This is a genomic window from Gemmatimonas sp. (assembly GCF_031426495.1).
Classification (GTDB): Bacteria; Gemmatimonadota; Gemmatimonadetes; order Gemmatimonadales; family Gemmatimonadaceae; genus Gemmatimonas.
On the sequence record NZ_JANPLK010000096.1, the window covers coordinates 1 to 13,553 of the forward strand.

A 13,553-nucleotide genomic window follows, 5' to 3' on the forward strand; every position below is an offset into this window, starting at 1 on the left:
CGGCCGCGGCGACTTCGCGCGCGACACCATGTACCAGCCGGGCGCGCGGCGCATGGGCGTGACGGAGCTCATGCAGGGCTTCACCACCGCGACGATCACCTGGGTCCCCGAGCGCCCGGGCAACTGGCTGTTCCACTGCCACCTGGTCCAGCACATGGCGCCGTTGCACGGGCTGCTGCCCGATACGCCGTCGGCGACGCACGCGACCCACGCTGCACCGGCGGGCGGCAGCGCGCACGATCCGCGCGACCACATGGCCGGCATGGTGATGGGCATCCACGTGCGCGGCCGTGACGTGCACCGCGCCGAATCGGCGGTGGCGCCGCAACGCCGCCTCGACCTGTTCGTGCAGTCGCGTGACTCGGCGCTCGCGAGGGGCCTGCGCGGCTACGGCTTCGTGCTCGGCGACCCGGCCGCGCCGCCGCCGCGCGACTCCATCCGCCGGCCCGGTGCGCCGATCGTGCTCGTACGGGGCGCACGTGTCGCCATCAGGGTGCACAACCGACTCGCGAAGCCGCTCGCGGTGCACTGGCACGGCATGGAAATCGAGAGTTGGTTCGATGGCGTGGGCGGCTCGAGCGGTGCCGGTCGCAGCGTGCGGCCGCCCATCGCACCAGGGGACTCATTCGTCGTGCGACTGACGGCCGCCCGGGCCGGCACGTTCATCTACCACACGCACGACGAAGCCGGCAGCGAACTCTCGACGGGCTTGTACGGAGCGCTGATCGTGGAGGAGCCCAACGCGCCGCGCGATACGACGCGGGATCACGTGATCGTGATGGGGTTACTGGGCGATGCCGCGACTGGATCGTTGGCGATCAATGGACGCACGGACGGAGCGCCGCTCACGCTCTCACCCGGAACGCACCGGCTCCGGTTCGTGAGCATACCGGTCGACGAGCAGATTCGCGTGGCGTTCGTGCGGGATTCGACGGTGCAGCGGTGGCGTTCGCTGGCGACCGATGGCGCCGAATTGCCGGCGGCGCAGCAAGTGCAGAGCGCGGCGCGGCGCACGGTGAGTGCCGGCCAGACGTTCGACGTGGAGGTTACGATCCCCGTCGATGCGCCGACCAACTACGCCCTGCGCTTCACGACCGTGTGGTATCCGACTGACGCGCGCGGAGCGCAACCCGCGCCGGTACTGCGCGTGCCGATCGTCGTGCGGCCACCGTGACGGTGGAGACGACACTGCGACGTGTCGTTGCGCTACCACTAGCACCGACCAGCGCCCTGACATTTCCCAGAGAGGAGTTCGTCCGGTGAGTTATATCGCCAAGACCTTCAACGTGATGATCGCGTCGCCGGGGGATGTTGCTTCGGAGCGGGCGATCGTGCGCGATGTCGTGTACGAATGGAACGCGGTGCATTCGAGCATCCGCAAGATCGTGCTGTTGCCGATCGGCTGGGAATCGCACGCCTCCCCGGAGATGGGGGCGACGGCACAGGACATCATCAATCATCAGGTGCTGCAGAAATGCGACTTGCTGATCGGCGTGTTCTGGACGCGCATCGGCACCGCGACTGATGACTACTCGAGCGGCACCGTGGAGGAGATCGAACGGCACATCGATGCCGGCCGTCCGGCCATGTTGTACTTCTCGAGTCAGCCGGTGGCGCTTGACACGGTCGACATGGCGCAGGTGGAGAAGCTCAAACAGTTCAAGGCATCGTGCCGGACACGGGGATTATACGAAGGCTATGACAGCCATTCGGACTTCAAGGCCACGCTGTATCGCCACCTGCAGCTAAAGGTGAATGAGCATCCGTTGTTCCGGCTTGACGCGTCGCTGGAGCACGGCGACGTCGTCGAATCGACGACGGAACTGCCGCGGCTCTCCCCGGAAGCGCGCACGCTGTTGAAGGAAGCGAGCATGGATCCCCAAGGGATGATCCTGCATCTGCGTTTCGGTGGCGGGGCGGAGCTGCAGGCGAACGGCAAGAACCTGCTGACGTCGTACGACCGGCGCGACGTGGCGAAGTGGGAGGAGGCGTTGGAGGAGCTGGTGCGGCTGGAGCTGATACTCGCGCGCGGAGAGGCGCGCGAGGTGTATGAGGTGTCCAATCTCGGGTATCAGATCGCGGACATGATCACGTTGTAGCGATCTACGGCGGATCACGGGGTCCGGTTCAAGGGGTCAGAGTCGTTGAACGCCGGCGGTTCAAGGCGGTTCAAGGCGGTTCAAGGGGTCAGAGTCGTTGAACGCCGGCCGTTCTCGGATCCTGAGCCGTTACGACACCCGGAGGTCAAACGGCTCGCGACGGCGGTTTCCTCCGTGCGCCAGGCGGCTAATCGGTCGTCCCAGGCGCGCGCGAACTTCATCAGCAAAAGCTGCTGACCCGAGCACGTCTCCTCGTCGAACTGCGAGGCGGATCCCGCCGGCGACGTCGGGATCGACCAATGGCGCACACAACGCACGGTATGCGACCTGTCGCTCAGCCGGCGAATGACCAAGGGAGTGATATTCTGGATGCTCCGTAATGAGGTCATCACGCGCCCCGTGTGCGAGACGGGCGAAGCTGGACCACCGGTAGGCGGCCGGCTCCCGCACTATCCCCGCCCGCACTGGATTCTGGTCGATGTAGCGGGAGCAGGCGAGGAAGTATCGGGCTGAGTCAATCACGCTGGACCGAAACCGCCCTTCCCACAGCGTTCCCGTACGGTCATGTCGCGCATTATATGCTCGAACATATTTCCGGCCCATCCATTGTGTGAGCTGCGGGATCGCATCAGCCCGTTGCGGAGTCATCAGCAGGTGAACGTGATTGGACATCAATACATACGCATGAACCCCGCACCCAAACCGGTGGCAGCCCTCGAGCAGAAGCTCTCTGTAAAGCCACCGGTCCCGATCATCCCCGAAGACCGGCCCTCGATTATTGCCGCGCTGCAGATGGTGAACGGGTACACCCGAAAGGAGTATGCGCGGCATGCGAGGCATATTCAGATTGGGTGCGAGAAGTCAAGCAACGAGTACCGTCGGCTCCATTCGACCTTTGTCGTGGCGCTGCCGGGGCAAGCAGGGCGCCAATATGACGTCGCCCACGACGACCATTGTCATCAAAGCGTGCGGCGTGGTACCGAAATGACGCGTACTTTCAACGACTCTGACCCCTTGAACACCCCTTGATCACCGTTTCAACGACTCTGACCCCTTGAAGGCTCAGTGCTGTCGCTTCGGGTGCGTGTCTTTGTCGGAGATCGTGCCGACTTCATCTTCCGGGTGATGATGTCGCGCTACGTCCTTCTCCAGGCGATTGCGATCGCTGGCTTTGTCAGCGTCGTCGTGCTGAATGCGCCCCTCGAACAGCCGATCCTTTCCGACATCGTCGTGCTCCCGAATCTTCGCGGGGTCGTGCCCCGCATGTTTCTTCGAGTCAGCTGATGCGTCGTCGGCTTTCGCCTCATCGGCGGCGTGGTCGAGCTTTTTGTCGCTCGCGTCGTGCGTGTACCCGCTGGGTTCGTTCGCCATGACTTATGCTCGTTGGTAAGAGGGAAGTGCGAGCAGTGAGACCCCACTCCCTCGAAACGTTCCGAGCAGGCAAGTTCTACCATTCCGATATCCCGTTCACTTCAGAGGCCCAGTCATGGCGTTCGCCCGCGGCACGTTCGACATCAACAGAGCACCACACCCCATGGCGATCGAGGCGGAGGGATCACGCCTCGCCCGGTTCTCGCTCGACAAGCAGTATCACGGTGACCTCGAGGCGATCGCGATCGGCGAGATGTTGGCCGCCGGCAGCAGTGAGCCGACCTCAGCGGCGTACGTAGCCGTCGAAGAAGTCAAAGGCACGCTGCACGGGCTGCAGGGCACGTTCAATCTGCAGCACGCCGGGACGATGACGCGTGGTGTTGGCACGCTGTCGGTGACGGTCGTGCCTGACTCCGGCACCGACCAGTTGCGCGGACTCACGGGAACGCTGGCGATCATCGTGGATGGCAAGCAGCACGCGTATGAGTTCGAGTATTCATTGCCCGCTTCGCATTGAGGCGCCACGCACTGCAGTCATGCTGACGTCCCACGAAGCCGGCACCTCCGGCATTCGCTGGCGTATCGTCGCCCTGCTGGTGCTCGCCAGCTTTGTCGCCTATCTGCTGCGCAGCAATCTGTCGGTTGCCGGCGAGCGCATGATCGTCGATCTCGGACTCTCGAAGGTGCAGCTGGGCGCCGTCCTCGCGGCGTTCGCGTGGGGCTACGCGATCTTCCAGTTCCCCGGCGGCATCTGGGGCGATCGCATAGGGAGCCGGAGGGCGATCGCGATCCTGGCGGTGGGCTGGGGCGTGGTGAACCTGGCGGTAGGCTTTACGCCGAGCACGTCGGTGGCGTCGCCGGTGGTCGTCATCGCGTCGCTGATGACACTGCGTTTCCTGATGGGTGTATTGCAGGCTCCGCTCGTCGTGTTCGGCGGCACGATCGCGAGTTGGTTTCCGGTAACCGGATGGGCGGTCCCGAACGGATGGGTGAATGTCGGGCTGACGTTTGGCGCGGCCGCCACCGGACCGCTGATCACGTGGCTGGTATCCACGGTGGGATGGCGCGGGTCGTTCATGGCGACCGCGCCGCTTGGCCTCGTGCTCGCGGGGATCTGGTGGTGGTACGTGCGCGACACACCGGCGGAGCATGCCGGCGTGCGTCAGGCCGAACTCGAGCTCATCACCGGCGACCGACCAGCTGAGCGGCCGCGATCAGCGCCAGGCGCGTGGAAGCGGGTGCTGCGCAACCGACAGGTCAGGTTGCTTTCCCTCGGCTACTTCTGCAGCAACTATCTCTTCTACTTCTTCTTCAACTGGCTGTACATCTACCTGATCGAGTCGCGCAAGTTCACGATGCTCGAAGGTGGATGGTACGCCTCGGCGCCGTGGATTACTGGCGCGATCGGTGCCGGCGTCGGCGCGTATCTGTGCGATGGATTGTCGACGCGCATCGGCAAGCGGCGCGGCATGCGGACCATCGGCGCGACCGGACTCACACTGGCCGCCGGCCTGATGTTGCTGGCGGCGAACGCGCAGAGCGCGTACCTCTGCGTTCTGTTTCTTTCGCTCTGCCTCGCCTGCCAGCAGCTGACCGAAGGTGCCTACTGGGCGGCGACCATCTCCGTTGCGGAAGCGGACGCCGCCACGGCGTGCGGCGTGCTCAATACCGGTGGCAACGTGGTCGGCGGCATCGGGGCGTTGATGGTCCCGCTGATGGTGGAGTCGCTTGGGTGGCCGGCGGCGCTCGCCGCCGCTTCGGTGTTTGCACTGCTCGGCGCAGGGCTCTGGTTCCTGATCGACGCCGACGCGCACTAGACCAGATTCGCAATCGTGCCTGAACCCGTGGACGGGGATCGGCTAATCCCAAACCACCGGCGTCGGACGCGCTCTCTCCCTATTTTTGGACGAGCAATTCGCACGTGCCATGCAACACTATCGTCACTGGAATCATGACGCTTCGCTCGGTGCTGTCGCTCATCCTCTCGCTCTGTGTCAGCCAGACTGCATTCACGCCGGCCGCGTTCGCGCAGTCGCCGGCCAACGGCGTCACGCTCTTCGGCAAGGTGCAGGACGCCCAGACCAAGGCGGCGCTGCCGTTTCTCACCCTCCAGCTGCAAACGGAGAAGGACAGCGCGTTCGTGGGCGGACGGCTCACGAACGAGCAGGGCGCGTTCACATTCACGGGGCTCAAGAAGGGCACCTACGTGCTGGTCGTTCGCTCGATTGGCTACCAGCCCATCCGCCAACGGGTCCTGATCGGTGAGCTGAGTGCGTTCCTCGACCTTGGCACCATCCTGATGGTCAAGGAGGTCCGCGTGCTCGGCGATGTCAAAGTGACCGCCAACGCCGACGCGGTGGCCGGCACGATGGACAAGAAGTCGTTCACGGTCTCCGACAACATCAGTCAGTCTGGTGGTTCGGTGTTGCAGGCGATGTCGACGTTGCCTGGTGTGACGGTAGCGCAGGACGGCAAAGTGCAGGTGCGCGGCAGTGACAAGGTGGTGGTATTGATCGACGGCAAGCAGACCGCGCTCACCGGCTTCGGCTCACAGAACGGACTGGACAATCTCCCGGCGTCGGCCCTCGAGCGTATCGAGATCATCAACAACCCCTCGGCCAAGTTCGACGCGAATGCCAGCGCCGGTATCATCAATCTGATTTTCAAGAAGCAGGAGCAGGAAGGATTCAACGGCAAGATCGGCGTGATGGGCGGCGCCGGTGCGCTGTGGATGAAGAAGGAAAACCTGCCCACCATTCGGCCGCAGTATCGGGGCACGCCGAAGTTCAATCCGTCCGTTGCGGTGAACTATCGGAAGGGCGCCACCAACAGCTTTTTGCAGGCGGATTGGCTCTATTCGCCAACGCTGAATAAGAACGAGTTCTCCACGCGCACGTACGACGACGGCACGGTGATCGTGCAGCAGATCAAGCGCAATCGCCGCACCGACTATGCGACGCTCAACGGCGGTGTGGACCATGCGTTCGATGAGCGCAACACGTTCAGCATATCCGGGCTCTTCAACCGTGAGAAGATTCTCGACAACGGCGACAATCCGTACTTCAGCGGCACGCTGCAGAATCGCTACCGGTTGTGGCAGTTCCTGGAAGACGAAGTGAAGTACACGGCGTTCGGCTCGGCGGTGTTCACGCACAAGTTTCAGGAGCCGGGACACTCCCTCGTGTTCACCAGCAACTACTCGTTTCATCGCGAAGACGAGAAGTACTTCTTCACGAACACCGTACCGACGTTCGTCGGCACGGATGCGTTCAAGTTGCTGTCGGATGAGCATGTGGTCGATTTCAACGCCGACTACACGAAGCCGCTGAAGCAGGGGCGCGTAGAGGCCGGCTTCAAGGGGCGGTATCGTTCGATCCCGGTGAACATGCAGTTCTTCGCCGGCCAGAACTCACCGCTCGACACCGGCGCCGGCGGCTGGGCGACCTATCGCGAGACGATTCCGGCGCTGTATGGCACTTATGTGTTCGAGAGTCAGCGCGTTGAGCTCGAGGGTGGCGTCCGGTTTGAGCAGGTGCAGGTAGACTACGATGTGAACCCCGATCATAACACGTACCAGAGTGATGGCTATCGGTACTTCCAGCCATTTCCGAATGTGCGCGCGGCCTACAAGTTCGACGACGCGAACAAATTGTCACTGTTTTTCAACCGGCGCGTGGATCGTCCGAACGAAGTCGACATTCGTATCTTCCCCAAGTACGATGAGCCGGAGCTGATCAAGGTCGGCAACCCGGCGTTGCAGCCGCAGTACTCCACGTCGTCCGAGCTAGGCTACAAAACCAGCTGGTCGAAGGGCAGTGTGTACGCGGCAGCGTATCATCGCATCGTTGACGGCACCATCACCCGCATTGCGACGCAGGCGCCCGGCAGCGTGCTGCTGTACAACGTGTTCCAGAATGGTGGACGCAGCCGGAGCACGGGTGCCGAGGTGGTGTGGCAGCAGACGATCTCGCCGCGTCTCTCACTGAGTGCCAACGCCAACGCGTTTCGTCGAAGCATCGACGCCTTCACTGTCGTCAATCAGTACCCGGTTCCGGTGTCGTATGCGGCGGCGCGTCAAACGCTCACGTCGGGAAACGGCAAACTGAACGCGGTCATCAAGCTGCCGCATGATTGGCAGACGCAGATCTCCCAAGTCTATCTCGCTCCGGATCTCCTGCCGCAGGGACGCATCGGAAGCCGCTATTCGCTCGATCTCGGGATGAAGAAGAGCGTGCAGCAGGGCCGGGGCGAGATCGTGGTGAATGCGACCGACCTGCTGAACACGATGCAGGCCGAGCGAACCATCCGCGGCACGAACTTCCGCCTGGTGAGCACGGATTACCTCGAGACGCAGGTGGTCCGGGTGGGCTACAACTGGAAGTTCTAGCACGCCGCACGACGTTACACACCCAGTCGCCGCAGTTCCTGTGCACGCGCGCGACTGACCGCGAGGAGCTCACCACCGCGCAGTTCGGCGACCATGCCGCCCTTGCCATGACTGCGAAAGGCGAGCACGTGGTCGAGATTGACGAGGTGGGCACGATGAATGCGCACGAAGCGCTTGGGATCGAGTTGCGCTTCGAGGCGCGCGAGCGAGAGTGACAGCACGTGACGGCCGCGCTCAACGTGTGCGATCACATAGTCTCCATCGGCCTCGAACCAGCGCACGTCGGCCACTGGCAGCGGTACGATGGTGCTCCCGTTGCGGATGAAGAGCCGTCGGAGCGGACCTTTGCCAAGCATCTCGCCGAGCCGATCGCCCGGGGTATCGGCCGACGGTTCACCCAACGCGACACGGACGCGATCGAGCGTCGCCGTGAGTCGCGCGGCGCCGAACGGCTTGAGCAGGTAGTCCACCGCGCCAAGTTCGAATGCCGTGACGGCGTGCTCCGCATACGCCGTCGTGAAGACCGCGAATGGACTCCTCGTGAGGCGCGCGAGCACTTCGGTGCCGAGCAGTCCGGGCATTTGGATGTCGAGAAAGACGAGCTCGGGTTGCAGCCGTTCAATGCTCTCGATCGCCGAGAGTCCGTGCGCCGCCTCACCGACCACGTCGATCCAGTCGAAGGCGCCGAGCATGCGTCGAAGGCCAGCGCGGGCGATCGCTTCATCGTCGGCGATCACCACGCGCACGCGAGGGTCGATGCTCATGCGAGGTGGTCCTCATCTTCGATGGGCACGATGACGCGCGCGGTAAACCCATGTCCGGGACGACTGTCGCAGGAGAGGGTCGCGCGTGGTCCGTACAGCGCGTCGAGCCGTTCGCGCAATCGACGCAACCCCGTGCGGCTACTGTCGGGGTTCACGGACAGATCCGCGCCGGCACCATCGTCTGCCACGGTCAGCGTGAGCGTCGGGCCGTCGAGCTGCGTTGACACCATGATCCGTGTGGGTTCCACGCGCGACGACGCACCGTGTCGGACGGCGTTCTCGACCAGTGTTTGCAGCGCGAAGGCGGGGACGAACAGTGCGGACGCTTCCGGTGGTACGTTCCAGTGCACCACGAGTCGCTCGCCAAAGCGTACCTGTTCGAGCTCTACGTACCGCGACACGAACGCACGCTCTTCCTGAAGCGTGACACGATCGCGATTCTCCTCGAGCACCGTGCGCAACAGCCCCGCCAACCGCTCCACGCTCTCAGCCGCGAGATCGGGCGCGACCGGGATCAGGTGGACGACACTATGCAGTGCGTTGAAGAGGAAGTGCGGATTGAGTTGACCGCGCAGCGCCGCGAGTTGCGCGCGCACGGCCGCCGCCTCGGCCTGCGCGGCACGGGCCGTCGCCTGCACGGCGTACGAGACGCCGGCCACCGCCACATAGAGCCAGATGCCAAGCAGTAGAAATGGGGCTACCAAGGGCGGCGCGGTCAGCACGATGGCGCCGCGCGCGATGCTCTCCACGATGTTTGACAGCACGACCCAGGCAACGGAGAACCCGATGGCCGCGCAGACCTGCAATAGAATGAATCCGGGTCGGACCGGTCGAGGCCACGGCGTTCGCCCGACGAAGCGCAGGACGACCACACCAAGCAGCGCCGCGCCAACGATGGCCCTGGTCGAGACGACGAGCGCGCGCGCCAGAGGGACGCCGTGCATCACGGACATCGTAGCCGCATAAAGCGCGAGCACGGGCAGCCAGCCGATCGCCAGCTGGAGCGAGAACCAGCCGCGCGCGCGGTTGGTGTCAGCGCGCGCGGGCGCAGCGGCCGTCATCGCGGCGCGGTCGCCGCGACGCGACGGGCGGTCATCCGGAGCACGGCCGTCTCCCACGACTTCTCCCCGTCGGAGGAGCGGTCGGCCTGATACTTGAAGCTCGTGGGCGTGATGTCGTAGAAGCGCACCCGCTGAACATACGCAGAACCATCGGCATCGCGACCTGCGCTACGGATCTGCATCTCACCCTTCGCCCAGGTGGCCGTCGCGGGCGTGTAGCGCGCCCGGTACACATCGAGCGACATCTGCGACCACACGCGTTGCGTGGCGTCATACAGGCGCGTGCTACGCAGGAAGGCATTGGGATTGCCGGATCCGTCCACAATGCGGAGTTCGTCGTCGATGCCGAAGCCATCCATCGCACGCCACGCCTTCCAGACCGCACTCAACTTGGGCACGCCGTGAATGCGGGTGGCGAGCGTGGTCGCCTTCGGCGTCACGGTGACCTCCCACTGGCCGATCAGAAAATCAAACTGCGCCGCCTCGCGTGGTGCCGCCGAGACCGTGCGAGGTGCGGCTCCGCCTACGGCTCCACCTACGGCTCCGCCACCATGCTGGGCGACGGAAGGAGAAGCGAGCACGACGAGCGATACGAGGGCAGCGACGAGGGGGCGCATCATAAACGGCTCCGGACGAGTGGGCGCATAGAGTTCACAAACGGAGAGTAGCCTCCCGCGTGCGGGTGGAATGGGTCCCATCGCCGAATGGTCGAACGGGGCCGACGAACGGCGCCACAACACCCCGCCGTGATCGCATTGTTCGATCATGCCACCCACCCCCAATACGTCCACTGTCGCATCCCCGCTCATCGTCTTTCGCGGTGTGAGCAAGCAGTATCCCAGCGCGGCGGGCGCCTTCACGGCGCTGGTCGAGGTCGATCTGGAGATCGGCCGTGGCGAGTTCGTCGCCGTCGTTGGCGACTCGGGGAGCGGAAAATCCACGCTGCTCTCGCTCGTTGCCGGCATTGACCGCCCGAGTGCGGGCGAGGTGATCGTGAACGGCACGTCGGTGCACGCGTTGAGCGAGTCCGCCATGTCGGCGTGGCGCGGCGGAGCGGTGGGCATCGTGTTTCAGTTCTTCCAGCTGTTGCCGAGCCTTTCGGTGGCCGAGAACGTCATGCTCCCCATGGACTTCTGCGATCGATGGCCCGCGCGGGAACGGCGCGCCCGCGCGATGGCACTACTCGATGCCGTTGGCGTGGCCGATCAGGCTGACAAGTTGCCCTCTCGGCTCTCGGGTGGACAGCAGCAGCGCGTGGCTATCGCGCGAGCGCTCGCCAACGATCCGCCACTGCTGTTGGCCGACGAACCAACCGGCAATCTCGACTCGCGCACCTCGGATGCGGTCCTCGCGCTGTTCTCCGGCATCGTGGCCGACGGCCGCACGGTGGTGCTGGTCACCCATGCACCGAGTGCGATGGCACATGCGCATCGTGCGATCACGATCGCCGACGGCCGCGTCGTGCACGATACCGCGAGCGCACTCCGTGCTTAGTCCACGTTGGCGCAAAGCGCTGGGCGATCTTCGGCAACATGGCGGACGCACCGCGCTGGTGGTCGTGGCGATCGCCACCGGACTCGCCGCTGCCGGCACGATCCTGAACGCGTGGGCGCTGGTGCAGGTCGCAACCAAAGACGGGTATCTGGCCAGCGACCCTGCGGCGGCCACGATCCGTGTCGACGCGGTGGACGACGCGATGCTATCGCTCGCGCGCGCCGTCCCCGGTGTTCGCGACGTGCAGGCGCGACGCACGACCATGGCCCGCGCGCAGGTGGCCGGTGCGACGGTGACGGCGATGCTGTTCACGGTGGACCCACGTGAAGCGGTACGCATTGGTGCGGTCACATGGGAGAGCGGTGCACCCCCAACCGATGGCACGCTCACGGTCGAACGTTCATCGCTCGACTTCTCCGGTGCCGTCGTTGGCGAAGAGGTCATGCTCAGCGTCGGTGATGCGCCGCCGGCCGCCGCAACTGTGCGCGCCGTGGCGCGCGACGTTGGCCTCGCCCCCGGCTGGATGGAGCACGTGCTGTATGGGTTTGTCTCACCGGCAACGCTCACCCAACTCGGGGCACCGAACGCGCTGAATGAGCTGCGCGTGGTGTTCGACGATGGCGCGCTCGATCAGGCCGGGGTGCGAGCGCTCGCCTTCCGGCTGAGGGCAGCCATCGAAGCTACAGGACACATGGTGCGCGATGTGGATGTCCCGGTGCCGGGCGAGCACATTCATGCGGCGCAGATGGACTCGTTGCTCTACACACAGTTTGCGTTCGCGGTGCTCGCAATGGTGTTGAGTGCGTTCCTGGTCGTCAATCTGGTGACCGCCATGCTGGTAGGGCAGACGCGCGAGATCGGCGTGATGAAGGCGCTCGGCGCGCGACCGCATCAGCTGGCCCTGATGTACCTCGCGGTGGCCGCCGCGCTTGGCATCGCGGCGGCCGCCCTTGCGGTGCCAATCGGGTTGATCGCCGGACGAGAGTACGCGACGCTCAAGGCCGAAATGCTCAACTTCGATCTCAGCGGCTACGCGGTGCCGTGGTGGGTGATCGTGCTTGAAGTCGGTGTCGCGGTACTGTTGCCTGTGATCGCCGCGGCCGTTCCGGTCTGGCGCGGCTGTCGTGTGCCCGTGAACGACGCCCTACGTGATGTCGGTATCGTGGGTGCTGGCCTCGGTGCACGCGCACTGCGCGTGCGTGGGCTACCACGACCCCTCCTGCTCGCGCTGCGCAACACGTTCCGCCGAACGCAGCGCACTCTCCTGACGCTCGGCACCCTCTCGCTTGGTGGGGCCGTCTACCTTGGCGCCACCAATCTGCGGGCGGCGGTGCTCGGTGTCACCGACGCGATCTTTGCTGCAAACCACTACGACTTCACGCTGCGACTGGCGGTGCCGGGAAATGCCGATTCACTCGAAGCGATCGCACGCGCGGTGGACGGTGTGGCGGGAGTGGAAGCGTGGACCGCGGTGCGTGCTTCGCTCGATCACGGTAACGGGACCGTTGGCAACACGTTCGTGATCACCGCGCCACCAGCCGCGACGCGCTTGTTGCAACCCGAGATTGAGGAGGGACGATGGCTGCGTGCCAACGACCAGCGCGCGCTCGTGATCGGGCGCGCGTTGCAACGAGCCGAGCCGCAGCTGCGCGTGGGGATGCAGGTGCCGCTAATGGTCAACGGCGCGGTCGCGCGATGGACGATCGTTGGGGTGGCGAGTGGCGGGCCCAGCGTGTCGGCATACGCGTCGCGCGAAGCGGTAAGCGAGATACTAGGTATCCGCGGGGCAGCCAGCGGCTCGTCACTCGTGGTGAAGAGTACCTACGAGGGCGAGGCGTCACGGCTCGATTTGATTGCGCGCCTGCGAACGGCGCTGGCCGAGCATGGACAGGTAGTGAGCGCGAGTACGATGCTGTCGGAGGCGAAGCGAGGGGTCGATGACCATCTGCTGATGGTGGTGTCGTTTCTTGGCGTGATGGGATGGGTGATGATTCTCGTGGGGGGCCTCGCGCTCGCCTCGACGATGGGACTCGCCGTGCTGGAGCGGACGCGGGAGATCGGCGTGCTCCGCGCGATTGGGGCGCGGCATGGATCGATCTTCGCGCTGGTGCAAGTGGAAGGACTGACGATCGCGCTGCTGAGTTGGCTGGCGGCCATCCCGTTGTCGATTCCCATGAGTCGTGCGCTGGGCGCAGCGTTCAGTCGGATCATGCTGCCGGTGCCCGCGCGCTACGCGCCCGACGCGAGTGGTGTGATCATTTGGCTGGGGCTGGTGACCATCGTGTCGATGGCGGCGTGCGCGTGGCCGGCGATGCGGGCGATGCGCGTCCCCACGGCGGCGGCGCTGGCGTACGAGTGAGGGCTACGGCGTGCGTTG

12 protein-coding genes are annotated in these 13,553 nt (G+C 64.8%); 7 read left to right on the forward strand and 5 right to left on the reverse strand.

Annotated features, from left to right (window positions below; translation table 11 throughout):
* Both RMP10_RS23310 and RMP10_RS23315 read left to right on the forward strand, forming a co-directional pair.
* Nucleotides 1-1,174, forward strand: a 1,174-nt coding sequence (locus RMP10_RS23310) for a multicopper oxidase domain-containing protein (RefSeq protein ID WP_310572454.1), incomplete at its 5' end; no start/stop codon positions are given.
* A gap of 85 nt (nucleotides 1,175-1,259) precedes the next feature.
* Nucleotides 1,260-2,099 carry a hypothetical protein gene (locus RMP10_RS23315; RefSeq protein ID WP_310572455.1) on the forward strand — a complete coding sequence of 280 codons (840 nt, stop codon included), beginning with the start codon at nucleotides 1,260-1,262 and terminating at the stop codon, nucleotides 2,097-2,099.
* Nucleotides 2,100-2,228: 129 nt separating this feature from the next.
* Here RMP10_RS23315 and RMP10_RS23500 read toward each other — a convergent pair whose 3' ends face one another.
* Nucleotides 2,229-2,939 (reverse strand): transposase, encoded by a 711-nt coding sequence (locus RMP10_RS23500; protein ID WP_345785848.1) that lies wholly within the window; start codon nucleotides 2,937-2,939, stop codon nucleotides 2,229-2,231.
* Nucleotides 2,940-3,161: 222 nt separating this feature from the next.
* Nucleotides 3,162-3,470 (reverse strand): hypothetical protein, encoded by a 309-nt coding sequence (locus RMP10_RS23325; protein WP_309672552.1) that lies wholly within the window; start codon nucleotides 3,468-3,470, stop codon nucleotides 3,162-3,164.
* Nucleotides 3,471-3,585: 115 nt separating this feature from the next.
* Between RMP10_RS23325 and RMP10_RS23330 the strand changes: the two genes are divergently transcribed.
* From RMP10_RS23330 to RMP10_RS23340, 3 genes are all read left to right on the forward strand, one after another.
* Complete coding sequence (locus tag RMP10_RS23330; protein WP_309672554.1) at nucleotides 3,586-3,987, forward strand: DUF3224 domain-containing protein; 402 nt, start codon at nucleotides 3,586-3,588, stop codon at nucleotides 3,985-3,987.
* A gap of 19 nt (nucleotides 3,988-4,006) precedes the next feature.
* Nucleotides 4,007-5,287, forward strand: a complete 1,281-nt coding sequence (locus RMP10_RS23335; protein ID WP_310572457.1) for an MFS transporter — start codon at nucleotides 4,007-4,009, stop codon at nucleotides 5,285-5,287.
* 134 nt (nucleotides 5,288-5,421) lie between these two features.
* On the forward strand, nucleotides 5,422-7,857 hold the full coding sequence (locus RMP10_RS23340; RefSeq protein ID WP_310572458.1) for a TonB-dependent receptor: 2,436 nt from the start codon (nucleotides 5,422-5,424) through the stop codon (nucleotides 7,855-7,857).
* Nucleotides 7,858-7,871: 14 nt separating this feature from the next.
* Here the strand turns inward: RMP10_RS23340 and RMP10_RS23345 are convergent, their stop codons facing one another.
* Genes RMP10_RS23345 through RMP10_RS23355 form a run of 3 tightly spaced genes read right to left on the reverse strand, consistent with a single transcriptional unit; the run spans nucleotide 7,872 to nucleotide 10,302 of the window.
* The gene (locus tag RMP10_RS23345; protein WP_310572459.1) at nucleotides 7,872-8,621 is read right to left on the reverse strand and encodes a LytTR family DNA-binding domain-containing protein; all 750 of its coding nucleotides are present in this window, start codon (nucleotides 8,619-8,621) and stop codon (nucleotides 7,872-7,874) included.
* The gene (locus RMP10_RS23350; protein ID WP_310572460.1) at nucleotides 8,618-9,739 is read right to left on the reverse strand and encodes a histidine kinase; all 1,122 of its coding nucleotides are present in this window, start codon (nucleotides 9,737-9,739) and stop codon (nucleotides 8,618-8,620) included. Before RMP10_RS23350 ends, RMP10_RS23345 begins: the two co-directional genes overlap by 4 nt.
* Nucleotides 9,679-10,302 (reverse strand): hypothetical protein, encoded by a 624-nt coding sequence (locus RMP10_RS23355; protein WP_310572461.1) that lies wholly within the window; start codon nucleotides 10,300-10,302, stop codon nucleotides 9,679-9,681. Before RMP10_RS23355 ends, RMP10_RS23350 begins: the two co-directional genes overlap by 61 nt.
* 145 nt (nucleotides 10,303-10,447) lie before the next feature.
* Between RMP10_RS23355 and RMP10_RS23360 the strand changes: the two genes are divergently transcribed.
* Nucleotides 10,448-11,176 (forward strand): ABC transporter ATP-binding protein, encoded by a 729-nt coding sequence (locus RMP10_RS23360; protein ID WP_310572462.1) that lies wholly within the window; start codon nucleotides 10,448-10,450, stop codon nucleotides 11,174-11,176.
* The gene (locus RMP10_RS23365) at nucleotides 11,169-13,535 is read left to right on the forward strand and encodes an ABC transporter permease (protein ID WP_310572463.1); all 2,367 of its coding nucleotides are present in this window, start codon (nucleotides 11,169-11,171) and stop codon (nucleotides 13,533-13,535) included. Before RMP10_RS23360 ends, RMP10_RS23365 begins: the two co-directional genes overlap by 8 nt.
* Nucleotides 13,536-13,553 lie beyond the last annotated feature (18 nt).

Bases quoted from the DNA above. Each gene is read 5' to 3' on its own strand.
- RMP10_RS23345 (WP_310572459.1), bottom strand. From the start codon at position 8,621: ATGAGCATCGACCCTCGCGTGCGCGTGGTGATCGCCGACGATGAAGCG.
- RMP10_RS23335 (WP_310572457.1), top strand. From the start codon at position 4,007: ATGCTGACGTCCCACGAAGCCGGCACCTCCGGCATTCGCTGGCGTATC.
- RMP10_RS23360 (WP_310572462.1), top strand. From the start codon at position 10,448: ATGCCACCCACCCCCAATACGTCCACTGTCGCATCCCCGCTCATCGTC.
- RMP10_RS23330 (WP_309672554.1), top strand. From the start codon at position 3,586: ATGGCGTTCGCCCGCGGCACGTTCGACATCAACAGAGCACCACACCCC.
- RMP10_RS23325 (WP_309672552.1), bottom strand. From the start codon at position 3,470: ATGGCGAACGAACCCAGCGGGTACACGCACGACGCGAGCGACAAAAAG.
- RMP10_RS23340 (WP_310572458.1), top strand. From the start codon at position 5,422: ATGACGCTTCGCTCGGTGCTGTCGCTCATCCTCTCGCTCTGTGTCAGC.
- RMP10_RS23500 (WP_345785848.1), bottom strand. From the start codon at position 2,939: ATGCCTCGCATGCCGCGCATACTCCTTTCGGGTGTACCCGTTCACCAT.
- RMP10_RS23355 (WP_310572461.1), bottom strand. From the start codon at position 10,302: ATGATGCGCCCCCTCGTCGCTGCCCTCGTATCGCTCGTCGTGCTCGCT.